At 67.1% G+C, this 23,009-nt stretch carries 24 protein-coding genes and 1 pseudogene; 6 read left to right on the top strand and 19 right to left on the bottom strand.

Annotation, left to right across the window (positions count from 1 at the left end):
• Window positions 1–3: 3 nt before the first annotated feature.
• From AB0876_RS13825 to AB0876_RS13760, 14 genes are all read right to left on the bottom strand, one after another.
• Window positions 4–765 carry a phosphoheptose isomerase family protein gene (locus AB0876_RS13825; protein WP_491838813.1) on the bottom strand — a complete coding sequence of 254 codons (762 nt, stop codon included), beginning with the start codon at window positions 763–765 and terminating at the stop codon, window positions 4–6.
• A complete protein-coding gene (locus AB0876_RS13820; RefSeq protein WP_491838814.1) occupies window positions 762–1,511 on the bottom strand; it encodes a DUF6390 family protein in 750 nt (249 codons plus the stop codon). Before AB0876_RS13820 ends, AB0876_RS13825 begins: the two co-directional genes overlap by 4 nt.
• Window positions 1,512–1,515: 4 nt before the next feature.
• Window positions 1,516–3,813: a carbamoyltransferase HypF gene (gene hypF / locus AB0876_RS13815; RefSeq protein WP_491838815.1), complete on the bottom strand. Its 2,298-nt coding sequence runs from the start codon at window positions 3,811–3,813 to the stop codon at window positions 1,516–1,518.
• Complete coding sequence (locus AB0876_RS13810; protein ID WP_491838816.1) at window positions 3,810–4,064, bottom strand: HypC/HybG/HupF family hydrogenase formation chaperone; 255 nt, start codon at window positions 4,062–4,064, stop codon at window positions 3,810–3,812. Before AB0876_RS13810 ends, hypF begins: the two co-directional genes overlap by 4 nt.
• 3 nt (window positions 4,065–4,067) lie before the next feature.
• Window positions 4,068–4,550, bottom strand: a complete 483-nt coding sequence (locus tag AB0876_RS13805; RefSeq protein WP_491839338.1) for a hydrogenase maturation protease — start codon at window positions 4,548–4,550, stop codon at window positions 4,068–4,070.
• Window positions 4,551–4,558: 8 nt separating this feature from the next.
• A complete protein-coding gene (locus tag AB0876_RS13800) occupies window positions 4,559–4,678 on the bottom strand; it encodes a DUF6893 family small protein (RefSeq protein ID WP_110917949.1) in 120 nt (39 codons plus the stop codon).
• 12 nt (window positions 4,679–4,690) lie between these two features.
• The gene (locus AB0876_RS13795; RefSeq protein WP_491838817.1) at window positions 4,691–6,010 is read right to left on the bottom strand and encodes a hypothetical protein; all 1,320 of its coding nucleotides are present in this window, start codon (window positions 6,008–6,010) and stop codon (window positions 4,691–4,693) included.
• Window positions 6,007–6,663, bottom strand: coding sequence for a DUF6084 family protein (locus AB0876_RS13790; RefSeq protein WP_491838818.1), 657 nt, complete (start codon window positions 6,661–6,663; stop codon window positions 6,007–6,009). Before AB0876_RS13790 ends, AB0876_RS13795 begins: the two co-directional genes overlap by 4 nt.
• Complete coding sequence (locus AB0876_RS13785; protein ID WP_491838819.1) at window positions 6,660–7,292, bottom strand: DUF5947 family protein; 633 nt, start codon at window positions 7,290–7,292, stop codon at window positions 6,660–6,662. The genes AB0876_RS13790 and AB0876_RS13785 overlap by 4 nt, the downstream gene beginning before the upstream one ends.
• On the bottom strand, window positions 7,289–8,191 hold the full coding sequence (locus AB0876_RS13780; RefSeq protein WP_491838820.1) for a NifU-related iron-sulfur-binding protein: 903 nt from the start codon (window positions 8,189–8,191) through the stop codon (window positions 7,289–7,291). Before AB0876_RS13780 ends, AB0876_RS13785 begins: the two co-directional genes overlap by 4 nt.
• 3 nt (window positions 8,192–8,194) lie before the next feature.
• Window positions 8,195–9,994: a nickel-dependent hydrogenase large subunit gene (locus tag AB0876_RS13775; protein ID WP_491838821.1), complete on the bottom strand. Its 1,800-nt coding sequence runs from the start codon at window positions 9,992–9,994 to the stop codon at window positions 8,195–8,197.
• 97 nt (window positions 9,995–10,091) lie between these two features.
• A complete protein-coding gene (locus tag AB0876_RS13770) occupies window positions 10,092–11,147 on the bottom strand; it encodes an NADH-quinone oxidoreductase subunit B family protein (RefSeq protein WP_044517805.1) in 1,056 nt (351 codons plus the stop codon).
• A gap of 119 nt (window positions 11,148–11,266) precedes the next feature.
• Window positions 11,267–12,055 carry a hydrogenase nickel incorporation protein HypB gene (gene hypB, locus AB0876_RS13765; RefSeq protein ID WP_491838822.1) on the bottom strand — a complete coding sequence of 263 codons (789 nt, stop codon included), beginning with the start codon at window positions 12,053–12,055 and terminating at the stop codon, window positions 11,267–11,269.
• Window position 12,056: 1 nt separating this feature from the next.
• The gene (locus AB0876_RS13760) at window positions 12,057–12,386 is read right to left on the bottom strand and encodes a hydrogenase maturation nickel metallochaperone HypA/HybF (protein WP_491839339.1); all 330 of its coding nucleotides are present in this window, start codon (window positions 12,384–12,386) and stop codon (window positions 12,057–12,059) included.
• Window positions 12,387–12,586: 200 nt separating this feature from the next.
• On the opposite strand from AB0876_RS13760, the pseudogene recA reads away from it, so the two are divergent.
• Window positions 12,587–13,627 (top strand): annotated as a pseudogene (recA, locus tag AB0876_RS13755) (recombinase RecA); the annotation flags it as partial.
• The gene (gene recX, locus AB0876_RS13750; RefSeq protein WP_491838823.1) at window positions 13,611–14,174 is read left to right on the top strand and encodes a recombination regulator RecX; all 564 of its coding nucleotides are present in this window, start codon (window positions 13,611–13,613) and stop codon (window positions 14,172–14,174) included. The pseudogene recA and the gene recX, both read left to right, overlap by 17 nt.
• 28 nt (window positions 14,175–14,202) lie before the next feature.
• Here the strand turns inward: recX and AB0876_RS13745 are convergent, their stop codons facing one another.
• From AB0876_RS13745 to AB0876_RS13730, 4 genes are all read right to left on the bottom strand, one after another.
• Window positions 14,203–15,096, bottom strand: coding sequence for an amino acid ABC transporter permease (locus tag AB0876_RS13745; protein ID WP_491838824.1), 894 nt, complete (start codon window positions 15,094–15,096; stop codon window positions 14,203–14,205).
• Window positions 15,096–15,776, bottom strand: a complete 681-nt coding sequence (locus AB0876_RS13740) for an amino acid ABC transporter permease (protein WP_491839340.1) — start codon at window positions 15,774–15,776, stop codon at window positions 15,096–15,098. Before AB0876_RS13740 ends, AB0876_RS13745 begins: the two co-directional genes overlap by 1 nt.
• Before the next feature lie 63 nt (window positions 15,777–15,839).
• Window positions 15,840–16,649: a glutamate ABC transporter substrate-binding protein gene (locus AB0876_RS13735; RefSeq protein ID WP_491838825.1), complete on the bottom strand. Its 810-nt coding sequence runs from the start codon at window positions 16,647–16,649 to the stop codon at window positions 15,840–15,842.
• Window positions 16,650–16,673: 24 nt separating this feature from the next.
• Complete coding sequence (locus AB0876_RS13730; protein WP_491839341.1) at window positions 16,674–17,402, bottom strand: amino acid ABC transporter ATP-binding protein; 729 nt, start codon at window positions 17,400–17,402, stop codon at window positions 16,674–16,676.
• A 158-nt stretch (window positions 17,403–17,560) separates the two neighbouring features.
• Between AB0876_RS13730 and miaB the strand changes: the two genes are divergently transcribed.
• A complete protein-coding gene (gene miaB, locus AB0876_RS13725) occupies window positions 17,561–19,150 on the top strand; it encodes a tRNA (N6-isopentenyl adenosine(37)-C2)-methylthiotransferase MiaB (protein WP_491839342.1) in 1,590 nt (529 codons plus the stop codon).
• Window positions 19,138–19,788 carry an Rv2732c family membrane protein gene (locus AB0876_RS13720; protein ID WP_491838826.1) on the top strand — a complete coding sequence of 217 codons (651 nt, stop codon included), beginning with the start codon at window positions 19,138–19,140 and terminating at the stop codon, window positions 19,786–19,788. The genes miaB and AB0876_RS13720 overlap by 13 nt, the downstream gene beginning before the upstream one ends.
• Before the next feature lie 50 nt (window positions 19,789–19,838).
• Here the strand turns inward: AB0876_RS13720 and AB0876_RS13715 are convergent, their stop codons facing one another.
• A complete protein-coding gene (locus AB0876_RS13715) occupies window positions 19,839–21,182 on the bottom strand; it encodes a DUF349 domain-containing protein (protein ID WP_491838827.1) in 1,344 nt (447 codons plus the stop codon).
• Window positions 21,183–21,409: 227 nt separating this feature from the next.
• Here AB0876_RS13715 and AB0876_RS13710 point away from each other — a divergent pair, with 227 nt between their 5' ends.
• Both AB0876_RS13710 and miaA read left to right on the top strand, forming a co-directional pair.
• On the top strand, window positions 21,410–22,096 hold the full coding sequence (locus tag AB0876_RS13710) for a class III extradiol ring-cleavage dioxygenase family protein (RefSeq protein WP_491838828.1): 687 nt from the start codon (window positions 21,410–21,412) through the stop codon (window positions 22,094–22,096).
• Window positions 22,084–23,001 carry a tRNA (adenosine(37)-N6)-dimethylallyltransferase MiaA gene (miaA, locus tag AB0876_RS13705; protein ID WP_526042204.1) on the top strand — a complete coding sequence of 306 codons (918 nt, stop codon included), beginning with the start codon at window positions 22,084–22,086 and terminating at the stop codon, window positions 22,999–23,001. The genes AB0876_RS13710 and miaA overlap by 13 nt, the downstream gene beginning before the upstream one ends.
• Window positions 23,002–23,009 lie beyond the last annotated feature (8 nt).

Below are 23,009 nucleotides of genomic sequence, written 5' to 3'. Positions count from 1 at the left end.
ATGTCACCTGACTTCCGTCATCTGCGCGATCGCGGTACCCGCGTGCACCAGGATCAGGTCGTTGACCCTCATCTGACCGACCATCGCGGTTTCCACCCATTCCTCTCCGGCGGCACTGCGGACCAGCGCCCGCCCACCTGGTTCGGCAGGTGCGATCACGACTTCGGCCGCCCGACCTTCGTCGCCGCACGTGACGCAGGCCGGCCCGGTGTCTGCGGGCGCGGGCGTCAACAGGCCGGGATGTTCGAAGCACACGTGGGTGAGCTCCCAGAGCAGGTGGTAGATCAGGACGAACCGGCCGGTGGCCGGGACCATCGGGTCGTCGGAGTCGATCCACAGGATGTGGTGGGCGGCACCGGCCGGAGGGCGCGGGCCGCAGCCGATCCACAATGTCGTGACACCCCACGCCGCGGCCCGCCGCATGGTGTCGACGGCCGCCGGCTGGTCGGCCGACGCCACCGCCAGAAGCAGATCTCCGGGCTGGCTGGCGACCCTGGCCTGGGCCACCGGATCGGGCTCGACCAGCGCCACCGAGGGCAGGGCGCGTTTGCCGACGATGACCGGGTGGACGAACTCGACGGCCACGTGATGGGCGTGCGGTTCCCATTGGGGCGCAATCACCCAGAGCGTGGCACCGTCGTGGAATTTCCGGGCTACATCCAACGCGGCTGTGGCCAGATCGGCGGCCAGATCGGTGTCCACGAAGGATGTGCCCGGCGGCCCGGCGCCGGTGGGTGGGGTGACGGTCGGTGTCGTCGTACTCATGGTCGACCTCCTGTATTCACCAGGTCGAGGGTGGCGCGGGTGGCGTAGGCCAGCGCCGAGGTCTCATCGGCGGTCAGTGTGTCGCATACCCAGTCCCAGTGAGCGGACACGGTGTCACCCGGAGTGGGCGGGTTCGTCAGAGATTTCCCGTCCCGGCTCCACCGGGTCCGCTCGGCGACGGGCTCACCGAGCGTGAGGCGACTGCCGTCCAGCACCAACGGGCAGGACTCGACGACGACATGCTCGTCCTCGACCGTGGTGACTGTGCCCCAACGGATCCGGCAGTTCTGGAGAACCCTCAACGCGGTGTCCGGATCCCGGTCCAGGAATCGGACCCACGGGTATACAACGAACACGTGGAAGCTGTGGTGGGCCAGTACCGTGCCGGCGGATGTCCCCGCAGCGGACACCGTGTCGAGCCCTCCGGTCACTTGCCCCTGGAATGCCGCCCGTAGCTGGTCCAGCAGGATGCTCGGATCTACCCGGCCCAGGAGCGGTCCGCCGACCCAATAGCCTCGAACCACCTCCGCGTCCAGCGGGCCGGCGCCGACTGCCTCGGCGATGGCCTGCAGGTAGGGCCATGCACCGTCGAATTCCCGTGCGTGTGAGGCGAACTCGGACGTATCTTCGCCGGGCGTGACTGCCGGGCCCGCGGGACCGCAGTATCCGAGTTCGTTCGGCGGGAACGCATACCGGGCGAACAGTCGGTATCCGGCGGGCAGTGGCTGTGTCGGCAGTGCGGTCATGGCGTCACCCCGCATTCCCGACCAGGAGCTGGCCCAGGGCGATACCGCCGTCGTTCGGCGGTACCCGGCGGTGGGTGATGACCCGCAGACCGTGTTGACGCAATCCGGTCAAGGTCAGGCGCAGCAACAGCAGGTTCTGGAAAACCCCGCCGGACAACGCCACCGGCTGCTCCGAGCAACCATTCGCATCCACCAGGTCGAGTGCCAGTTCTACGATGAGCCCGGCGACGGCGTGGTGGAACCGGGCACCGATCACCGCGGGTGTCACGCCCGCGCGCAGATCGTTGATGATCGCCGCGAGCACGGGCCCCGGGTCGATGGTGGCCGGTGACGCACCGGAATTCACCTCGAACGCATACCGGCGTGTGCCCACCGCGGTGCCCCGTGAGATCCCTTCCAGCTCGATGGCGGCCTGGGCGTCGTAGACGGCCGTCTGTCGCACCCCGATCAACGCCGACACCGCATCGAACAACCGGCCCATGCTCGAGGTCGCGACGCCGCCGGACCCGGTCGCCAATTGATGCGCCAGGGTCCGGTATTCGTCGTCGGGACACGCGCGGACCGGCGGCAGATCGGCGTCCCACGGCAGCCCGGCAGCCCACAGGTGCGAGAGCGCCATCCGGTAGGGGCGCAGCACGCTGATGTCACCGCCGACCATCGGTACCTGCGCGAGATGGGCAACCCGCCGAAAGCCTTTGTAGTCGGCGACCAGTACCTCACCGCCCCACACCGTGCCGTCGGGACCGTATCCGGTCCCGTCGAATGCGAACCCGAGCACCTGCTGCGTGCCGTCCAGGCCGTGTTCGGCCATCACCGAGGCGATATGGGCGTGGTGATGCTGGACCGTCCTCACCGGGTGGGACCCGGCATTGCGATGCGCCCAGTTGCTGGACCGGTATCCCGGATGCGCGTCGCAGACCAAGGTTTCAGGTTCGACGCCGGTCAGAGCCTCCAGGTGGTCGACTGCGCGCTCGAACGCCGACAACGTGGCCAGGCTGTCCATATCGCCGATGTAGGCGCTCAGCCAGGCGTACCGGTGGTCGGCCACCGCGATGGTGTTCTTGAGGTCGGCGCCGACCGCCAGGGTCGGCGGCACCGCTACCGGCAGGGCGACCGGCAGGGGCGCGTACCCCCGGGATCTGCGGATGGCCAGCTCGTCGCCGTCGGCGACCCGGACCACCGAATCGTCGCAGGGCACCAGGATCTCGCGGTCGTGCATGAGCCATCCGTCAGCGATGTGTGACAGCCGCCGAAGCGCCTCGTCATCGGAGAAACAGATCGGTTCGCCACTGAGATTGGCCGAGGTCATCACCAGAACCCTCGGGCTGGGCGGATCACCGGGGAATCCGAACAGCAGGGTGTGCAGCGGCGTGTAGGCGAGCAGGACGCCCAGGTCGGGGTTGCGCGGCGCCACCGCTTCGGCGACCGGTGCACCGGCCGCGCGGGGCAGGAGAACGATGGGCCGCTGCGGTCCGCACAGCACCCGGGCCGCGGTGTCGTCGACCTCGGCGATCTCGCGCGCGGTGGCCAGGTCCGGAACCATCACCGCGAACGGCTTGTCGCCGCGACGTTTACGCCGGCGAAGCTCGGTGACCGCTGCGGTGTTGCCGGCGTCGCACGCGAGGTGGTAGCCGCCGATGCCTTTGACCGCCAGGATCGCCCCGTCGGCCAGCAGGCGCCTGGCGCGCCGCAGCGCGGCCTCTCCGACGAGCGGACCGTAGTCGTCCTGCCATCGCAGAGTCGGGCCGCAGCCGGGGCAGCACACGGGCTGCGCGTGGAAGCGCCGGTCGGCCGGGTCGCCGTATTCACGCGCGCATTCGCCGCACATCGCGAAAGTCGCCATCGTGGTGGCCGCACGGTCGTAGGGCAGTGCGGCGATGATGGTGAACCTGGGCCCGCAGTTGGTGCAGTTGATGAAGGCGTGACGGTACCGGCGGTTCGATGGATCGCGTTGTTCAGCAGTGCATTCCGGACACATCGCCACGTCGGGGGAGGCCAGGGTGCGGCCGCCGCCGGCCCTGGTCGTGTCGGCGATCGTGAATCCGGTGCCGCCGGTGGGCGGGATCGAGCGGGTGTCGACGGATTCGATCACCGCCAACGGGGGCGGGTCGTCGCGCAGCCGGCGGAGGAAGGCATCCAGATCGTCGGGCGCTCCCTCAATTTCGATGACGGCTCCGGAACTGTCGTTGCGGACGCAGCCGGCCAGTCCTAGCACGGCCGCCGTGGTGTAGACGAACGGCCGGAAGCCCACGCCCTGAACGACTCCGTGTACTGCGACGAGCAGCCGTCGCCGCGCCGTCACGGTGGCACCTCGGTGTTGCGACCGCGCCCCAGCAGCTCCAGGCCCTGCATCGCGGCCTCGGCGCCGGCGTGGTCCGTCTTCTCGACCGCGAAGCCCATGTGGATGATCACCCAGTCACCGGGGGCAAAGGTCTCGTCGGACAGCATGCCGACATTGACCTTTCGGTGCTCGCCCGCGACATCGACGAGGGCGAGCTGGCCTCCGTATCCGGGCAGCATCCGGACCACCCGGCCGGGGATTCCAAGGCACATGACTCAACCCTTCCCAACCGTGTTCGACAGGCGCGCCACGGCGGCGTGTACCGCCCTCACGGCATCCGGGACCGCCGCGGCAACCGGTTCCGAAAGCCCGATACGGTCGGCCACCGTCTCCACTTCGCAGCCGATGACGACGGTGAACGGTGGGCTACCACCCAGCGCCCGCAGGCTGGCGAACACCGCCGCCGGATCCATCGCGTGCGCATCGAGACCCGTAGCGCTCGAACTGCTTTCATGATCAGCCTCGAACACGTGCAACGCACCGGGGTGGCCCCGGCCGGGCAGCGCGTCGACAAGGACGAGGGAATCCCATCCGTCGAGCAGGTCATAGGCCAGGTGCACGCCTCGGATCCCGTAGTCGCACAGCCGAATACCCGGACCTGCGAGGCTCGGCGGCACATGCCGCATCACCTCGGGACCGAATCCGTCGTCGCCGAGAAAGATGTTGCCGATGCCGGCTACCAGAACTGAAGACGTGATCGCACCTCCTACATGCGACGCATCTTGAGGTATCGCCGAGCATCGGGGATAGACCGGACCCCGACCACGACGCCCGCCAACGCGACTGCCGCGACGGCGATGACAGCGATCCAACCCACAACTTCCATCTCGAACTCCTCTCACTGCGCCAATGGCTCTACTTCGTCGGCGGCGAAGTACAGATAGCGGCCGTACCACGCGTGCAGATCCGCGGCCGGGTCGTCGTCGAGCACGACGCCGATGTGCCGCTCGCCCTCGACGTCCTCGTGGACCGAGGCCACCTGTGCGATGCGGCCGGCGAAGAAGATGTCCTGCGCGTCGGCACGGCGGGACGGGTGTAACCGCACGCGGCTGCCGCGGCAGACGCGCACCCCGTTGATCAGGACCGCGTCGAGGGTGGGATCCACGGCGTTGTCGGCCAGGGGATCCCACCAATCGACGCCGTCGGGAATCTCCGGAATCAGTGCTGGATCGGAGGCACGCGGATCACGCAGGACACCGTGCAGGTCGAGCATCGCCTCCGGGGACATCGAGTCACAGCGGTCGATGATCGCGGCTGCCCGGGGATCGGTGGCCCGGGCGCCGGCTTTCTCCTCGTCAGTCATCGTCATGACCCGCAACGTGAGGATCTCGTCGATCTCGCACGAGTCGAAGAGATCGCCCTGGCTCTGTTCGGCGATCTCCGGGTGGTCGTAGAGGATGATCGGCGACACGAGCATCAGGTCGTGCGCGCCCGGTTTCCCGGCGAGCACCGGGAAGCACCGATGGTGACGACACCGCGACACCGCCGCGACGGCAGGTGCGTCCGGTTCCAGTAAGGAGACGAATTCGCCGTCGGTGACTTCGGCGATCAGATGCGTGCCGATCAGCGACACCGCGATGGCGTCGTGCTTGTCGGCGACGGGCGGCGCCGTGTTGTGGACGGTCAGGTTCACCCGCAGCAGATCACCGTCGGGTTCGGCGCCGATGGTCAACTCGCCCCGCAGCTCACGCCGGGAGCGCACCAACCGGCCGCCCCGGACGTCTTCGGTTTCGGTGCCCCCAGCCACGACGAAGGGATGTGTCTTCGGGACGTCCAGGTCGGCCATCGCAAACGGACCGAAATCGACCGCGCGCTCTACCGCTTCGTCCCAACTCAGCCACGACTGAGACTCCACGGTCAGCTCGTCGACGGGCTCGTAGGCTCCGTCGTCGCGGCTGCGCTCGACACCCCGGTGCTGCAACTGCAGAAAGCGAACGACCATCGAGAGTGCCGCGCGGTCCCCGGGACGGACCAGGAGTTGGGTGGACAGCACGCTGTCCTCGCCGAGACCCGCGTGTTCGGCATCGGTCGGACCGAGCACACCGAACTGCCAGCGGGACTGGTTCTTCCGCGAGTCGGCGCGGTACGGGTAGAGCAGGTAACCCTCGTAGAGGACCGCGTCGGCGACTGCGAGGGCCTGATCCAGATTGCCGCTCATTGGATGTCCTGTCTGGTCAGCAGGTTGTCGATCGCAGCCTCGAACGACAGCATGCCCCAACGAGACTTGTAGTTGGCCAGCTCGTCGAGGGTGTCGTGCCGCAGCCGCAGCCAGCCCGTGTTCGGAAAATGCTGTGCCATCAGCTGATGCCACACGGAAGCCGGCATATCGAAATGGTCTTCACGGTCCCAAGGCACCTGCTGCACGGCGAAGCCGCGGGCTCCGCGGGTGAAAACCGTTCCGCTGAACAGGAACTGCAGTGGCACCATGCCGTCGTCGAGTGCGTGCAGGTACTTCGATCCCACCACCTCCAAGTCGTAGGTGCACTCCAACGGCATATCGACCTGGGTGGCTCCGGTGAATCCGGGAATCATGGCGCCGCTGTGCTGCCATAGGAAACTGCGTTGCGTGTTGCCCCAACGCTCCCGCGGGCCGAACAGGTCCAGCATGCCCGCCGCTTCGGCATCGTTGTAGCTGCGCCGCAGCGGTTCGATACGTACCTGGCAGCGCAGGGCGATGGCGTGCACCGGATCCTCACCCACGGCGGCCACGCCCACCCGCGCAGACAGGATCGGCGTCACCGCATACGGTTCCGGCGTGATGTCCAGCACGGAGAACGTCACCGAGGTGCTCGGCACCGAGGGCTCGGTCATCGGGCCACCACCTTGCTGCGGTCGGCGAGCGTGTCGAAGAACTCGTCGACGTAGCGGCGCACGTCCTGGCCGCCGTCGAAGCCGCGCCACAGCATCCGCAGCCGGCCGACGAACTCGTAGCAGGCGTCGATCGGCACCAGATGGCAGGACAACGCTTGACTCTCGTTGGCCGGGACCCGCAGCAGCAGCGCTTCGGTGTCCTCGGCCAGCAGGTCGATCCGAGGATCGGCGCGGCGCACGGAATTCCAGGTGTCCAGGTCGAGTTCGGATTCGGTGGCCCCGGCCGGACCCGGGTAGAACGCCACCACCCGTCCCAGCGCCGAGTTCCGGAAGAAGAACGCCAGTCCGACGGGAATCTGCAGTGACTCCCATTCACGCCTGCCGACGCCGAAGTCGTCGAATGCCAGGTAACGATCGGGGATGGCCCGATAGCGCAATGCGGCGCTGGTGTCGGTGAACAGCAGATAACAGCCACTGCATACGCACATCAGTTGGCGGCCTTCGACATTGACCACGTGCCGATGCTCGTCGCCGATCGGTTCGCTGCACATCTCGCACTGCTCAGCGACCTGCGCCGGCGCAGGTCGGCCGGCCCGGATACGGGCCAGTACGTCCAGTGGGCCGGTCACGATGCGATCTCCGTGGCCAGCGCCATCGACAGCACTTCGTCGCGCAGCAGAACCGGGATCGGCTCCAGATGCAGGCCGGTGGCGTCGTGGACCGCCGTCCCCGCATGGACGACGTCGAAACCGGTACCGCACTGCGGACAGCGCAATTCGGAGCCACTCAGGGCGGCCCCGGCAAATCTGCTGCCGCAGTGGGGGCAGCCGTCCCGGTACGCGAAGAACTCATCGCCGATCCGGCAGGCCAGCACCGCGACGTCGGCCACCGAGAACCCGCCGACCTCGCCGGGAACGAGTTCGGCGAGTGCCGGGACGGGCTGCCACGTGGCGTGGCGGTGCCCGTCGCCGTGCAGCCGGGCCAACAACGATTCGGCGGGTATCACCTGCGCCGCCGAATCCTCGGTGACGACGTCGATCGTCGAGATCTCGGGCGCGGCCGCCATGATCGCGTCCTCGATGGTCAATTCGAGGGTGATCACCGAGGACGGGCAGCTCTTACAGCTTCCGGCGAACCGCAGCCGGACCACCGGCGGTGCGACTTCCAGGAGATGGACATCGCCCCCGTGTGATCCGAGGTACGGGCGTACACCGTCGAGCGCATCGGCGATGCGCCGCTCGACCGGATGGGGATGCAGACCGTGCACCAGCAGCAGACTGGCCACCAGATCGTCAGCGGCGACGGCATCCGCCACTGCGGGATCGGTGGATGCGGCGATCTGCAGCATCCGGGCCAGGGCGGCGCCGTAGAGATCGGTCACCTCCCGGACGAGTTGTTCGGCGCGATCCAGGGCCACCGAACCGCCTGCGGCGCAGCCCTGCAGCAGGTTCTCGATGCGATCGCCCGCCGTGCGCCATCGTGCGTCTTGCTCGGGGAGGTCCGGGACTGCATCAGCGGCGGGCGTCATATGTCATTCCCCGGTGGCGGATTGAGTGGGGGAGTGCATCAGCTCCAACGACTTTCCGTTGCCCAGGTACATGTGCACCCCGCAGGGCAGACACGGATCGAAACTGCGCACCGTCCGCATGACGTCGATGCCCTTGAAATGCTCCCGATCGTTCTCCTCGAAAATCGGCTGGCCCTGCACCGCGTCCTCGTACGGGCCGGGGGTGCCGTAGCTGTCACGCGGATTGGCGTTCCATGGTGTCGGCGGATACGGGTGGTAGTTCGCGATCTTGCCGTCGCGGATGACCATGTGATGGCTCAGCACCCCGCGCACCGCTTCGGTGAAACCGCACCCGATGGCCTCGTCGGGAACCTCGAAGGGCTCCCAGGTCTTGGTGCGGCCGGCCCGGATCTCGACGAGTGCCTTCTCACAGAAGTGCAGCGCGCAGGCGGCAGCGTACGCCTGGAAGTAGGTGCGGGCCCGATTGCGCTCGATGGTGTTGCTGCCCTTGGCCGGGATCTTCCACTCCAACTCGACCGGGCCCTTGAGCGCGGTCTTGGGGAGGTTGATCTGGACACTGCTGCCGGTGGCCTTGACGTAGCCGATGTCGACCATCCCCGCGAGCGCGGTGGACCACAGCCGCGCGAGCGGGCCACCGCCGGTGTCGAGGGCGAGGTGGTCCTTGCCGTCGTACCAGCGTGGCGACATCACCCAGCTGTAGCTCTCGTCGAAGTCCCGCTTCTGCGGCTTGGGGTTGGTGTGCTGGTTCCACGGGTGACGCCGGTCGATCGGGTTGCCGAGAGGATCGGTCTTGACGAACATCTCCTGGTCGGTCCAGTCTTCGTAGTAACTGTGGCCCAACAGAATTCGTATCCCGAGGTTGATATCGACCAACGAATGCGTCAGCAGTTTGCCGTCCACCACCACGCCGGGGGTGACGAACATGGCGTCGCCCCAGCGCTCCATGTCTTTGTAGGCGAAGTTGCAGACCTCGGGATCCTGGAAGGATCCCCAGCATCCCAGCAGGGTGCGGCGGAGGCCGACCTTGTCGTAGCCGGGCAGGGCTTCGTAGAAGAAGTCGAAGAGATCGTCGTGCATCGGCACGACCTTCTTCATGAATTCGACGTAGCGCATCAGCCGTGTCATGTAGTCGGTCATCAGCTGGATGGTCGCGGTCGTCCCGATGCCGCCCGGATACAGCGTCGACGGGTGCACATGGCGACCCTCCATCAGGCAGAACATCTCCCGGGTCCACCGACTGACCTGCAGCGCCTCTCGGTAGAACTCACCGGTGAACGGGTTGAGCGCGCGCATGATGTCGGCGATCGTGCGGTGGCCGTGCGCGTCGGCGTGTGGTGCCGCGGTGTTCTCCGCCTTGGCCAGCACGCTCGGGTTGGTCTCGGACACCATCTTCTCGCAGTAGTCCACACCGACCAGGTTCTCCTGGAAGATGTTGTGGTCGAACATGTATTCCGCGGCCTCGCCGAGGTTGACCAGCCATTCGCCCAGATGCGGGGGTTTGACCCCGTAGGCCATGTTCTGGCAGTAGCACGAGCAGGTCGCGTGATTGTCCCCGCAGATACCGCAGATGCGGCTGGTGATGAAGTGAGCGTCGCGAGGGTCCTTGCCCTTCATGAAGATCGAATAGCCGCGGAAGATCGACGAAGTGCTGTGGCACTCGACCACCTCGCGGTTCTCGAAGTCGATCTTGGTGTAGATTCCGAGGCTGCCGACGATGCGCGTGATGGGATCCCAGGCCATCTCCACCAGTTGACCGGGCTCGCGCTTCACTTGGGACGGCTCGGGAATTATTGTTCCGGTCATCGAACTTCACTTTCGTGTAAACGTCTGTAAGGCAACGGGCTCCGACGTACGCGATGGCGTCGCGGTCGGGTGCTGACGAACCGGTGGTCCGCCCGGTCTACCAGGTGCGGGTGGCCCCGGTGTCGAGCTTCGTACCGCGATGCCGCCACTTGGGCTCTTTGTCGACGGTGTGGCCCGTGACGTGCCGCAGGCTGCGGATGACCGAGCCGTAGAGGCCTGACGCCGCGGTTGACACCTTGCCGCCCGGCGGCTCGTCCATGAACGGCATGAACTTGTCCGGGAATCCCGGCATCGTGCACCCGATGCAGATGCCGCCGACATTCGGGCAACCGCCGATGCCGTTGATCCAGCCGCGCTTTGGGACGTTGCACTTGACCACAGGTCCCCAGCAGCCCAGTTTCACAATGCATTTCGGCGATCCGTACTCGGTCGCGAAGTCGCCCTGCTCGTAATAGCCCGCCCGGTCGCATCCTTCGTGGACGGTCTTGCCGAACAGCCACGTGGGGCGCAGCTCCTCGTCCAGCGGGATCATCGGAGCCTGGTCGGTGGCCATGTACAGCAGATACGTCAAGGTCTCGGCCATGTTGTCTGGATGCGCAGGGCAACCGGGAACACAGACGATCGGAATGCCGGCCTTGCTCTTCCAGTCCCAGCCGAGATAGTCGGGCACACCCATCGCGCCGGTCGGGTTACCGGCCATCGCATGGATGCCGCCGTAGGTGGCGCAGGTGCCGACGGCGACAACGGCGGTGGCCTTGGGCGTGAGCCGGTCCAGCCATTCGCTGGTGGTCATCGGCTGGTTGGTCGCGGGATTGTTGCCGAAACCGCACCAATAACCCTCTTCCTTGACCTGCTCGTTGGGGATCGATCCCTCGACGACCAGGACGAAGGGCTCCAGTTCGCCTCGTTCGGCCTTGAAGAACCACGACAGGAAATCGTCGGCGCCCCCGCTCGGTCCGCACTCGAAGTCGATCAGGGGCCAATGGACGGCGATCTTGGGAAGACCGGGAAGCGCCCCGAGGGCGATCTCCTCGATGCTCGGCTGGGTGGCGGCAGTCAACGCCACCGAATCGCCATCACAACTCAGACCGGCGTTGATCCACAGCACGTGGATCAGTGCCTCTTCTGCTTTGACTGCTGCCTCGGTTGGCATAGGTCACAGCTTTCCGGGGCCAGGGCTGACGGCCCCAATGGCTCGAGCTTAGCCGCGCGCAGCCTGCTTGAGACCTCAAACTCCGGGATAGTTTCCTGGGTGGTTGTCTTGTCAACAGGCTAGTGCGCCGGCGTGGTGTTTACGTGTGCGTCAACCCAGGCGTACCAAGCGTCGAGCCCGTCGCCGCGGGTCGCCGACGTCGGCAGGATCGTGACGTCGGGATTGACGGATCGTGCATGGCGGCAACAGGTTTCGACGTCGAAGTCGACGTAGGGGAGCAAGTCGATCTTGTTGAGGATCACCAGGCCCGCCGCGGCGAACATGTGCGGATACTTCAATGGTTTGTCGGTGCCTTCGGTGACCGATACGACTACGACCTTGCTGTGTTCGCCGAGATCGAACAATGCCGGGCAGACCAGGTTGCCGACGTTCTCGATGAACAGCAGAGTCCCGGGCTCGGGATCGAGGGTCTCCAGGGCGCGCCCGGCCATGGCCGCATCGAGGTGGCATCCGGCGCCCGTGTTGACCTGAACCGCACGTGCCCCCGCGGCCCGGATCCGGTCGGCGTCGAGCAACGTCTCCTGGTCGCCTTCGATCACCGCGACCGGGCGGTCGGCGTCGAGCTCACGGATGGTCCGTTCGAGCAGTGTCGTCTTGCCCGCTCCCGGTGAACTGGTGATGTTGAGCGCCAGGATGCCGCGTTCGGCCAGCCACTGCCGGTTCTGCTCGGCGATGAGGTCGTTCTTGGCCAGCACCTTCTGTTCCAGCGAGACAGTCTCGGTGTGCTGGTTGTCGCCGTGAGAATGCTGGTGGGGGTGGTCGTGGGGATGGTCGTGATCATGGGGGTGGTCATGACCGGCGAGGGTGATGACGGCCCCGTCCTGACCGCAGCCGCAGGTTGCGCACATGTCAGCTCACTTCCATCGAGAGAATCCGCAGTTCCCGGCCGGCGGTGACCTTGACATCGGCGCTTCCGCACGGGCACAACAGGATCAGATCGGGCAGGTCGAACTGCGTGCCGCAGCTGCGGCACTGTGCCGCACCCGGCTGGATGTCGAGGTCGAGGCGGGCGCCATCGGCCACCGTGCCCTGGGTGACCAGGTCGAAGCAGAAGAGCATGGAGTCTGGGACGACCGCGCACAGGGCGCCGACCTCGAGCTTCACGCTGTGCACACGCCGGCCTGCGGCGTGCTCGCACACCGCGTCGACAACGCTCTGGGTGATCGCCATCTCGTGCATCGCTACCCCGTCTCCGGGCTGGATGCTCCCACGATAGGCCCGTTTCGCCGCGCACACGGCGTGTCTCCTTGAGTCGAACAGATGTTCGCTTTACTGTGGCGGTGTTCGAGCGGAGATCCGGACTTGTCGGTGCCCTGGCCTAGCGTCACGGCCAACCGATCGGAACACCGGTCAACACGACTACTTGGAGAGGCATCATCATGGCGCAGCAAGCCCCTGATCGCGAAAAAGCGCTCGAACTGGCGATGGCCCAGATCGACAAGAACTTCGGTAAAGGCTCGGTGATGCGCCTCGGCGAGGAGGTGCGCCAGCCCATCTCGGTGATCCCCACCGGTTCGATCTCCCTGGACGTGGCCCTCGGCATCGGCGGCCTGCCGCGCGGCCGCGTGGTCGAGATCTACGGCCCGGAATCCTCGGGTAAGACCACCGTTGCGCTGCACGCGGTGGCCAATGCCCAGGCCGCCGGCGGCATCGCGGCGTTCATCGACGCCGAGCACGCCCTGGATCCCGAGTACGCCAAGAAGCTCGGTGTCGACACCGATTCACTGCTGGTGAGCCAGCCCGACACCGGTGAGCAGGCGCTGGAGATCGCCGACATGCTGGTGCGCTCGGGCGCTCTGGACATCCTCGTGATCGACTCGGTGGCCGCTCTGGTGCCCCGCGCCGAGATCGAGGGTGAGATGGGGGACAGCCATGTCGGTCTGCAGGCCCGTCTGATGAGCCAGGCGCTACGCAAGATGACCGGTGCGCTGAACAACTCGGGCACCACCGCGATCTTCATCAACCAGCTCCGCGAGAAGATCGGCGTGATGTTCGGCTCGCCCGAAACCACCACGGGCGGTAAGGCTCTGAAGTTCTACGCCTCGGTCCGTCTCGACGTCCGGCGCATCGAGACGCTCAAGGACGGCACCGACGCGGTCGGCAACCGGACCCGCGTCAAGGTCGTCAAGAACAAGGTCTCGCCGCCGTTCAAGCAGGCCGAGTTCGACATCCTGTACGGCCACGGCATCAGCCGCGAGGGCTCACTCATCGACATGGGTGTCGAGCACGGCTTCATCCGCAAGTCCGGTTCCTGGTTCACCTACGAGGGTGAGCAGCTGGGGCAGGGCAAGGAGAATGCCCGCAAGTTCATGTTGGAGAACGTCGATGTCGCCAACGAGATCGAGAAGAAGATCAAGGAGAAGCTCGGTATCGGTGCTGTCGTGACCGCCGAGGCAAAGGCTGATGACGTCCTTCCCGCCCCGGTTGACTTCTGAGCCGTCGGGTACGCCCGACGGAGAGCAGACGCAGGATCCTCGCAAACGTGAGGAGCAGGCAAAGAACGTCTGCCTGCGCCTGCTCACCGTGCGGGCCCGCACCCGCTCCGAGTTGATCGAACAGCTCACCAAACGGGGTTACGAGGAAGACCTCAGCGCCAAGGTGCTGAACAGGTTGACCGAGGTCGGGCTGATCGATGACGAGGACTTCGCCGAACAGTGGGTGCGGTCCCGGCACGCCAACTCAGGAAAAGGTAAGCGCGCCTTGGCCGTCGAGCTCCGCAAGAAGGGCGTGGACAAAGAAGTCATCGAGGCCGCGCTGGCCGACCTGGATCCGGCTGCCGAGCGGCAACGGGCCGAGCAGCTGGTTCGGGACAAGTTGCGTCGCGAGCGGCTCGATGACGACGACGGCGACGTGAAGGTGACGCGTCGGCTCGTCGGCATGCTGGCCCGTCGCGGTTACAACCAGTCGATGGCCTTCGACGTCGTCAGCGTCGAACTGGCCGGCGAACGGGAGCGGCGCCGGGTATAGCGGCCGCATTGTGTCGCTCTACCCGAACTCAATCCCGTTGGGTGTGCAGCACCTGCGCGCCCGGTGCGCCCTCCTGTTCGACGGCCTCGGGTTCCAGCGGCGCGGGTCCACGGCTGGAACGGCGCATTCGTCGTTCCAGCCAGGTGGCGAATGAGGACAGCGCGAAGTTCACCGTGATCATCAAGATGGCGATCACGATCAGCGCTGGGAGATAGTTGCCGTAGGCCGACCCGATGACCGTGCCCTGGCGCACCATCTCCACAAAGGTGATCTGGTAGCCGATCGCAGTGTCCTTGAGCACCACCACCAGCTGGGACACCAGCACCGGCAGCATCGCGGTGACCGCCTGTGGCAGCAGGATCAATCGCATGGTCTGTCCCCACGACAGGCCGAGTGAGGCCGCCGCCTCACGCTGCCCGCGCGGCAGCGTATTGATACCGGCACGCACGATCTCGGCGATCACGGCACCGTTGTAAAGGGTCAGCCCCGTGATCACGCCGGCCAGCGCCAGATGCTTGGACGGGAACGTGTCGTATACGGCATAGAGGAAGTACGCGAAGATCATCATGATCAGCACCGGGACGGCGCGGAAGAACTCCACGATCACACCGCAGATCCACCGGATCGGTGCAATCGGTGCCAATCGGCCCACCCCGAGCAGCACGCCGAGGATCAACGCGAACACGATGCTGACCGCAGCGGCGGTCAGCGTGCCCTGCACGCCGGGCAGGACGTATGTTCGCCACAGGTCCGGCGTCAGGAACGGCTCCCACTTCGCACCGGTGAGCTGATCCTTGGTCCACATCCGCCAGATCACGAAACCCAGCAGCACCGCGGCGACGACCGCGGTCAGCACGGTGAAAACCCAGTTACGGGCCCGCGCCCGCGGGCCGGGCGCGTCGAAGAGGACAGAAGCGCTCATTACCGTGCCACCGCCAGTCTCTTGCCCAGCCATCCGAACATCAACCCGAGTGGCAGGGTCAGTATCACGAAGCCGGTCGCGAAGATCACGCCGACCGTCATCAGTGCAGCGGTGTTCTCGATCATCTCCTTCATCAACAAGGCGGCCTCGGCCACGCCGATCGCGGAGGCGATGGTGGTGTTCTTCGCCAGAGCGATCAGTACCGAACCCAGCGGGATGATCACCGACCGAAAAGCCTGTGGCAGCAGGATTATTCGCAGGTTCTGACCGAAACTCAGGCCCAGTGAGCGGGCCGCCTCGGCCTGGCCCAGCGGAACCGTGTTGACTCCCGATCGCACCGCCTCACACACGAAAGATGCGGTGTAGACGGTCAACCCGAGCACGGCCAGACGAAAGTTGCTGTCCGCGAGCGAGGTCGGCGAATGCGGGTCGACCAAAGTGATGCCCAGCGTCTGGCCCACACCGAACGAGCAGAACAGGATGATCAGCGTCAGCGGCGTGTTGCGGACGATGTTCACGTACGCGGTGCCGAGCCAGTTCATCACCGGTGTCGGTGCGAGCCGCATCGCGGCCAGCACGGTGCCGAGGATCAGCGCACCGATCGCGGAGAACACCGTCAGCTGGATCGTGGTCCAGAACGCCGCGTATATCGCGTCGCGGTGGTCGGTGAAGATCTGCAGTGATGCCGAGATCTTGTCGAGGTACTCGTTGAGGAGCTCCACGGTCGGTGCGTTGCCCCCGGGTCAGCGGTCGACGGCAGGCGGCGCCGGGGTCTGAATACCGGCCGGGCCGAGGTTACGCTCGAACGCTTCCTTCCAGGCGCCGCTGGACTCCATCTTTTCGAGTGCGTCGTTGATCTTCTTGCGCAGCTCGGTGTCGCCCTTCTTCAGACCGATGCCGTAACGCTCCTCTGAGAACGTGTCACCGACGATCTTGAAGCTGCCCGGGCTCTGCGCGGCGAAGCCGGCCAGGATCACCTCGTCGGTGGTCACCGCGTCGATGACCCCGTTCTTGAGCGCGTCGACGCAGGCCGAATAGGTGTCGAACTGTTGCAGCTGCACCTTCGGGTATTTGTCCTTGATGTTCTGAGCCGGGGTGGAACCCGACACCGAGCACAGCTTCTTGTTGTTCTCCAGCGACGCTGCCCCGGTGATGTCGTTGTTGTCGGCGCGCACCAGCAGGCTCTGCCCGGTCAGCAGATAGGGCCCGGCGAAGTCGACCTTCTCCTTGCGCGCATCGGTGATCGAGTAGGTCCCGACGATGTATTCGACCTGACCGTTCTGGATCAGCGTCTCGCGCTGCGGCGAGGGCGCTTCCTTCCACTCGATCTTGTCCTCGGGGTAGCCGAGTTCGTTGGCCACGTACTTGGCCACGTCGACGTCGAACCCGGACATGGTGCCGTCAGGTTTCTTCTGGCCGAGGCCGGGCTGGTCGTACTTGGTGCCGATGACGATCTTGCTGGAGTCGCCACCACCGCCACACGCGGTCGCGGCGAAGGGGAGCGCGAGCGCGAGCGCGAGGGTACCGACCAACTTGAACGGCGCGGAGGGCATGTGCGGGTTCCTTTCGGCGGAGCGTCAGTGATGAAGGATCTTGCCGAGAAAATCTTTGGCGCGATCGGATTTCGGATTGTCGAAGAACTCGGTGGGTGGTCCGTCCTCGACGATGGCTCCGTCGGCCATGAACACGACGCGATCAGACGCCCGGCGGGCGAAGCCCATCTCGTGGGTGACCACCACCATCGTCATGCCCTCACGGGCCAACGAGGTCATCACGGCCAGGACCTCGTTGATCATCTCGGGGTCCAGGGCGCTGGTCGGCTCGTCGAAGAGCATCACCTTGGGGTTCATCGCCAACGATCGTGCGATGGCCACGCGTTGCTGCTGACCGCCGGACAGCTGGGCCGGGTATTTGTCGGCCTGGTTGGCCACTCCGACCCGGTCCAACAGGGCCATGGCGTCCTCCCGGGCCTGCGCCTTGGGCTTGCGCCGCACCTTCACCGGGGCGAGCATGACGTTCTCCAGGATCGTCTTGTGCGCGAACAGGTTGAAGGATTGGAACACCATGCCGACATCCGACCGCAGCTGAGCCAATCTGCGGCCCTCGGCGGGTAACTCCTGGCCATCGACCGCGATGCTGCCGGAGTCGATGGTCTCCAGCCGATTGATGGTGCGGCACAACGTGGACTTGCCCGAACCCGACGGTCCGAGGACAACGACGACCTGGCCGCGCCCCACATCGAGGTTGATGTCGTTGAGTACGTGCAGGGGTCCGAAGTGCTTGTTGACTCCCTGAAGTGAGATCATCGGCACATCTGGTGGCGCCGCGTCGTCGACCTGCGGCTGCTCGCCGGGGCTACCCATGGCAGGTGACCTTACCCAGGGAAGGCCCGGCCTGCCCGGATCTCGTCAATCCGCCGCGTTGACGTTTCGGGTGGCTCCGTACCATTGAGGCCGTGACGACGATGGTGAACCGGGACGCGGCCGACGAGCGCTCGCGCGAGGAGCCAACCGCACAGAACCCGGCCGACGAGCGCTCTGAGCGCACCTATCAGGTCCGCACCTACGGCTGCCAGATGAACGTGCACGACTCCGAGCGGCTGTCCGGCCTGCTGGAGGACGCCGGATACCGAAGGGCCCCCGACGGCGCCGACGCCGACATCGTCGTGTTCAACACGTGCGCGGTGCGCGAGAACGCCGACAACAAGCTCTACGGCAATCTCAGTCATCTGGCCCCGCGCAAGCAGGCCGATCCGAACATGCAGATCGCCGTCGGCGGGTGCCTGGCCCAGAAGGACCGCGATTCGGTCCTGCGCCGCGCTCCCTGGGTCGACGTGGTCTTCGGCACCCACAACATCGGGTCGCTGCCCACGCTGCTGGAGCGGGCCCGCCACAACCGCGCCGCCCAGGTCGAGATCGTCGAAGCGCTGCAGGAGTTTCCGTCCACCCTGCCCGCGACGCGGGAGTCGGCCTACGCGGCCTGGGTGTCTATCTCGGTGGGCTGCAACAACACCTGCACGTTCTGCATCGTGCCGTCGCTGCGCGGCAAAGAGGTCGACCGCCGCCCCGGGGACATCCTGGCCGAGGTGCAGACCCTGGCTTCCCAGGGCGTGCTCGAGGTCACCCTGCTGGGCCAGAACGTCAATGCCTACGGTGTGTCGTTTGCTGCGGACGAGCGCTTGCGCGAGGACCCGACGAACTGGTCCGATGTTCCCCGCGACCGCAGTGCGTTCGCCAAGCTGCTGCGCGCCTGCGGCGAGGTGGAAGGGCTGGAGCGGGTGCGGTTCACCTCACCGCACCCGGCCGAGTTCACCGACGACGTGATCGAGGCGATGGCGCAGACCCCCAACGTCTGCCCGACGCTGCACATGCCGCTGCAGTCCGGTTCGGACCGGATCCTCAAGGCGATGCGCCGTTCGTACCGGGCCGACCGCTACCTGGGCATCATCGACAAGGTGCGGGCTGCGATCCCTGACGCGGCCATCACCACTGACCTGATCGTCGGCTTCCCCGGTGAGACCGAGGAAGACTTCCAGGCCACCCTCGATGTCGTCGAGCGGTCGCGTTTCGCGACTGCCTTCACCTTCCAGTACTCCATCCGGCCCGGTACCCCGGCCGCCGACATGCCCGACCAGTTGCCGAAAGCCGTTGTCACCGAACGCTATCAACGGCTGATCGAGCTGCAGGAGCGAATTTCCCTGGAGGAGAACCAGGCTCAGATCGGCCGGGCGGTGGAACTGCTTGTCGCCACGGGCGAGGGCCGAAAGGACGCCAGCACCGCCCGCATGTCGGGCCGAGCCCGCGACGGCAGGCTGGTGCATTTCAGCCCCGGCGCCGACGTGGAGCGGATCCGGCCGGGCGACATCGTCACCACCACCGTGACCGGCGCTGCGCCGCACCATCTGATCGCCGACGCCCCGCTGGCGACCCACCGCCGTACCCCCGCCGGCGACGCCCATGAGGCGGGGCGGCGCCCGCGTACCGGCGTCGGGCTGGGGCTGCCGCGGATCGGCGCGCCGGAAACCCCGCCGTCATCAGGAGGATGTGGCTGTTGAGCAACGAAAGCGACTTCGACCGGTTCAAGGACGACTTGGCGGCCGTCGAGCGCAAGGTGACCCGCGAATTCGACACGGGTCCGCGTGCGATGGTCGTGGCCATCCTCGTGTTCGTGGTGCTGCTGTCGTTCGTGCTGCCGCACACCGGCACCACCAAGGGGTTCGACGTCCTGGTTGGTGACGCCACTGCCCTGAATGACGGCATCTCCCTGCCGTCGCGCGTCTTCATCTGGTTGGCGCTGGTGTTCTCGGTCGGGTTCTCCACCCTGGCGCTGATCACCCGCCGCTGGGCGCTGGCCTGGACAGCCCTGGCCGGTTCGGCGGTGGCCAGCGCGCTCGGGATGCTTGCGGTGTGGTCGCGTCAGACCGCTGCGGGCCATCCCGGCCCCGGAATCGGGCTGATCATCGGGTGGCTGGCCGTGATCATCCTGACCTTCCACTGGGCCCGCGTGGTGTGGTCGCGCACCGCGCTGCAACTGGCGGCCGAAGAGGACCGGCGCCGCGAAGCCGCGAAGCATCAGCAGCACGGCGTGCTCGGCATCCCCATGCCCGGCGACGGCAAGACCGACGTGACCAAGACCGACGTCACGAAGCCCGACACCGCCGGTGAGAAGCCGGACCAGCCCGACCAGACCTAGCTGCGCTCAGCCCCAGGTCTGGGGGCTATTTACGCCCTCGGAGCGTGGTGCTACCTGCGCTCTCCGAGTGTGGCGGCCGCGGCGTCGGCCCACTGACGCCACTGTTCGGCGCTCGCCCTGGCCTCGGCAGCATCCTTGGCCCGACCGGCGGCCTCCGCCTTCTCGGCCTGCTTCTCGAACTGCTCGGCGCGGGAACGGAACTGGTCGGCCCGGGCCTGCGCCTCGGGGTCGACACCACCGGCCGGGGCGTCGCGGACCTTCTTCTCGACGGCACGCAGGCGGCGTTCCAGATCGGCGGCGCGCTCGCGGGGAACCTTGCCGATCGCGTCCCACTTGTCGCCGATCGTGCGCAGTGCGGCGCGGGCTGCATCCAGATCCGTCGTGTCGATCTTCTCGGCCTCGGCCAGCAGCGCTTCCTTGGCGGTGGCATTTGCCTTGAACTCGGCGTCACGTTCGGCGTGGGCGGCGTTACGGGCCCCGAAGAACGTGTCCTGGGCGGCCTTGAACCGGTGCCACAATGCGTCGTCGACGTCCTTGGCGGCGCGTCCGGCGGCCTTCCACTGGGTCAGCAGGTCACGGAACGCGGCACCGGTGGCGCCCCAGTCGGTCGAGCCGGACAGCTGCTCGGCCTGATCGCACAGCGCCTCCTTGAGCTGGCGGGCACCTACGCGCCCGCGGTCCAGTTCGGCGAAGTGCGAGCCGCGACGACGGTTGAACGTCTCGCGGGCCGACGAGTAGCGCTTCCACAGGGCGTCGTCGAGCTTGCGGTCCAGCCCGGTGATGGTGCGCCACTCATCGAGGATTTCGCGCAGGCGGTCACCGGCGGACTTCCACTGGGTGGAGTTGGCCGCCAGGTCCTCGGCCTCGGCGGCGAGTGCCTCCTTGCGTGCGGTCTGGGCGGCGCGGTGCTCGTCGCGCTGGGCCCGCTCGGTCTTGGCGGCTTCGTCGGCGTGTTCCAGGATGGCCGACAGGCGGGCGCTCAACGCGTCGACATCGCCGAGAACTGCTGCGGTGGGCAGACTTTCAGCCAGCGCTGCGGCTGCCGATTTGATCTTGCGCGCATCGCCCGTGCCCGAGGACAACCGGCGTTCGAGCAGGGCGACCTCGGTGTGCAGATCATCGAAGCGCCGGCCGAAGTGCGCGTACGCCGACTCGGTGTCGCCGGCCTGCCACGAGCCGATGACACGCTCGCCGGATCCGCTGATCAACCACACCGTGCCGTCGGCATCCACGCGGCCGAACTGGTGTGGGTCGCCGGCCGGCGCCACGGCAACCACCGGTGCGACCCGGCTGGGGCGGGGAACGGGGCGGGGTGGTCCGGGCCGGGGAGTGGGCCTCGGTGTGGGCCCGGAGGTCGGCTCGGGGGTGGCTCCGCCTGGCTCACTGGTTGTCATATCCGCTCCTCGTACTCCGCACGGTTGCCCGCGCATCTGCCGCGCGACGCGGCGCCTGATGCTGTCGCTTTGTCCGCTATTGAAGCAGGTCGTGCTGTGCCGTGCCCACGGCTTTAGGCGCAATGCCCTGACAAACTCGCGCGGACGGGGTCCCAGGCGGGCCGATCTGGGCGTCCTACCGGGCCTCGGCGCGCAGCCCAGAAGGGGCCGCGCACTAGTTTGGTGAGGTGCTGAGCGCCATCGCGATCGTCCCCGCCACACCGGTCCTGGTGCCCGAACTGGTGGGAGCGGCTGCGAGCGAGGTGGCCGACCTCCGGGAGGCCGTCATAGCCGCAGCGGGTTCGCTACCGCCGCGCTGGCTGGCCATCGGGGTCGGCCCCGGTGAGGCGGTGTACGGGCCGGACTGTGCCGGGACCTTCGCCGGCTACGGCGCCGACGTCCCGGTGGCTCTCGGTCACGGGACGACGGCCGATCCGGTGGCACTGCCGCTGTGTGCCCTGGTAGCGGGGTGGATCCGCGGACAGGCGGCACCCGGCGCCGACATCGAGGTGCACGCCTTTGCCGCATCAGAGCAGGTCGGCGAGGCGCTGGCCCGGGGGCGCGCGCTGCGCGCCCGCCTCGACGAATCTCCGGATCCCGTCGGTGTCCTCGTGGTCGCCGATGGCCTGAACACGCTCACGCCGGCGGCCCCCGGTGGGCACGACCCGGACTCGGCGTCGGTCCAACAGCAAGTCGACGATGCCCTGGCCACCGGAGACCTCTCGGCGCTGGCCGAGCTGCCCGAAACCGTGCTCGGCAGGGTGGCCTACCAGGTACTGGCCGGACTGACCGAGCCCGAGCCGGGATCGGCACGTGAGCTCTACCGCGGAGCCCCGTACGGCGTCGGTTACTTCGTCGGCGAATGGCTGCCGTGACCCGGCCCATCGCGGTCATCGGACCGACCGGGACGGGGAAGTCGGCGTTGGCACTCGCGCTGGCCGAGAATGTGGGCGGCGAGATCGTGAACGCCGATGCGATGCAGCTCTACCGCGGCATGGACATCGGCACTGCCAAGTTGCCGGTCGCCGAGCGGCGCGGCATCGCACACCACCAGCTCGATGTCCTTGACGTCACCGAGACCGCGACGGTGGCCCGCTATCAGCAGGAGGCCGCGGCCGACGTGGAGGCCATCGCGGCCCGCGGTGCGGTGCCGGTGATCGTGGGCGGTTCGATGCTCTACATCCAGTCGCTGCTCGACGAGTGGACGTTCCCGGCCACCGATCCGGCGGTGCGGGCGCGGTGGGAGGCCCGCCTGGCCGAAGTGGGGGTGGCCGCCCTGCACGTCGAGCTGACCCGGGTGGACCCTGCCGCGGGTGCGTCGATCCTGCCGACCGATGGCCGGCGGATCGTGCGGGCCCTGGAGGTCGTGGAGCTCACCGGGCAGCCGTTCGCTGCCTCGGCGCCGAGCATCGGCACACCCCGCTGGGACACCGCGATCATCGGATTGGACTGGGACACAGCCGTTCTCGATCAGCGCCTGGAACAACGCACCGACCTGATGTTCGACGAAGGTCTGGTGGACGAGGTACACACGCTGATCGGTCGAGGGCTGCGCGACGGGGTCACCGCGGCGCGGGCACTCGGCTATGCGCAGGTGCTGGCCGACCTGGACGCCGGGGGAGACGGCTCGGCCGCGCGGGAGCCGACGTTCATCGGCACCCGCCGCTATGTGCGCCGGCAGCGCTCGTGGTTCCGGCGTGACCATCGGGTGGTGTGGCTGGACGGGGCAGCCGACGGACTGGTGCACGACGCGTTGCGGGCGTGGCGGCACGTATCCTGAACAGGTGA

The sequence above is a fragment of the Mycobacterium sp. NPDC049093 genome, assembly GCF_040704635.1.
GTDB lineage: Bacteria > Actinomycetota > Actinomycetes > Mycobacteriales > Mycobacteriaceae > Mycobacterium.
This window is presented reverse-complemented; position numbering and strand designations above follow the sequence as displayed.

Excerpts from the sequence above, each read along its gene's own strand:
- AB0876_RS13825 (WP_491838813.1), bottom strand. The coding sequence starts at position 765 with ATGAGTACGACGACACCGACCGTCACCCCACCCACCGGCGCCGGGCCG.
- AB0876_RS13820 (WP_491838814.1), bottom strand. The coding sequence starts at position 1,511 with ATGACCGCACTGCCGACACAGCCACTGCCCGCCGGATACCGACTGTTC.
- AB0876_RS13810 (WP_491838816.1), bottom strand. The coding sequence starts at position 4,064 with ATGTGCCTTGGAATCCCCGGCCGGGTGGTCCGGATGCTGCCCGGATAC.
- AB0876_RS13800 (WP_110917949.1), bottom strand. The coding sequence starts at position 4,678 with ATGGAAGTTGTGGGTTGGATCGCTGTCATCGCCGTCGCGGCAGTCGCG.
- AB0876_RS13795 (WP_491838817.1), bottom strand. The coding sequence starts at position 6,010 with ATGAGCGGCAATCTGGATCAGGCCCTCGCAGTCGCCGACGCGGTCCTC.
- AB0876_RS13790 (WP_491838818.1), bottom strand. The coding sequence starts at position 6,663 with ATGACCGAGCCCTCGGTGCCGAGCACCTCGGTGACGTTCTCCGTGCTG.
- AB0876_RS13780 (WP_491838820.1), bottom strand. The coding sequence starts at position 8,191 with ATGACGCCCGCCGCTGATGCAGTCCCGGACCTCCCCGAGCAAGACGCA.
- AB0876_RS13775 (WP_491838821.1), bottom strand. The coding sequence starts at position 9,994 with ATGACCGGAACAATAATTCCCGAGCCGTCCCAAGTGAAGCGCGAGCCC.
- AB0876_RS13770 (WP_044517805.1), bottom strand. The coding sequence starts at position 11,147 with ATGCCAACCGAGGCAGCAGTCAAAGCAGAAGAGGCACTGATCCACGTG.
- hypB (WP_491838822.1), bottom strand. The coding sequence starts at position 12,055 with ATGTGCGCAACCTGCGGCTGCGGTCAGGACGGGGCCGTCATCACCCTC.
- AB0876_RS13760 (WP_491839339.1), bottom strand. The coding sequence starts at position 12,386 with ATGCACGAGATGGCGATCACCCAGAGCGTTGTCGACGCGGTGTGCGAG.
- recX (WP_491838823.1), top strand. The coding sequence starts at position 13,611 with ATGACGTCCTTCCCGCCCCGGTTGACTTCTGAGCCGTCGGGTACGCCC.
- AB0876_RS13745 (WP_491838824.1), bottom strand. The coding sequence starts at position 15,096 with ATGAGCGCTTCTGTCCTCTTCGACGCGCCCGGCCCGCGGGCGCGGGCC.
- AB0876_RS13735 (WP_491838825.1), bottom strand. The coding sequence starts at position 16,649 with ATGCCCTCCGCGCCGTTCAAGTTGGTCGGTACCCTCGCGCTCGCGCTC.
- AB0876_RS13730 (WP_491839341.1), bottom strand. The coding sequence starts at position 17,402 with ATGATCTCACTTCAGGGAGTCAACAAGCACTTCGGACCCCTGCACGTA.
- miaB (WP_491839342.1), top strand. The coding sequence starts at position 17,561 with ATGGTGAACCGGGACGCGGCCGACGAGCGCTCGCGCGAGGAGCCAACC.
- AB0876_RS13720 (WP_491838826.1), top strand. The coding sequence starts at position 19,138 with ATGTGGCTGTTGAGCAACGAAAGCGACTTCGACCGGTTCAAGGACGAC.
- AB0876_RS13715 (WP_491838827.1), bottom strand. The coding sequence starts at position 21,182 with ATGACAACCAGTGAGCCAGGCGGAGCCACCCCCGAGCCGACCTCCGGG.
- miaA (WP_526042204.1), top strand. The coding sequence starts at position 22,084 with ATGGCTGCCGTGACCCGGCCCATCGCGGTCATCGGACCGACCGGGACG.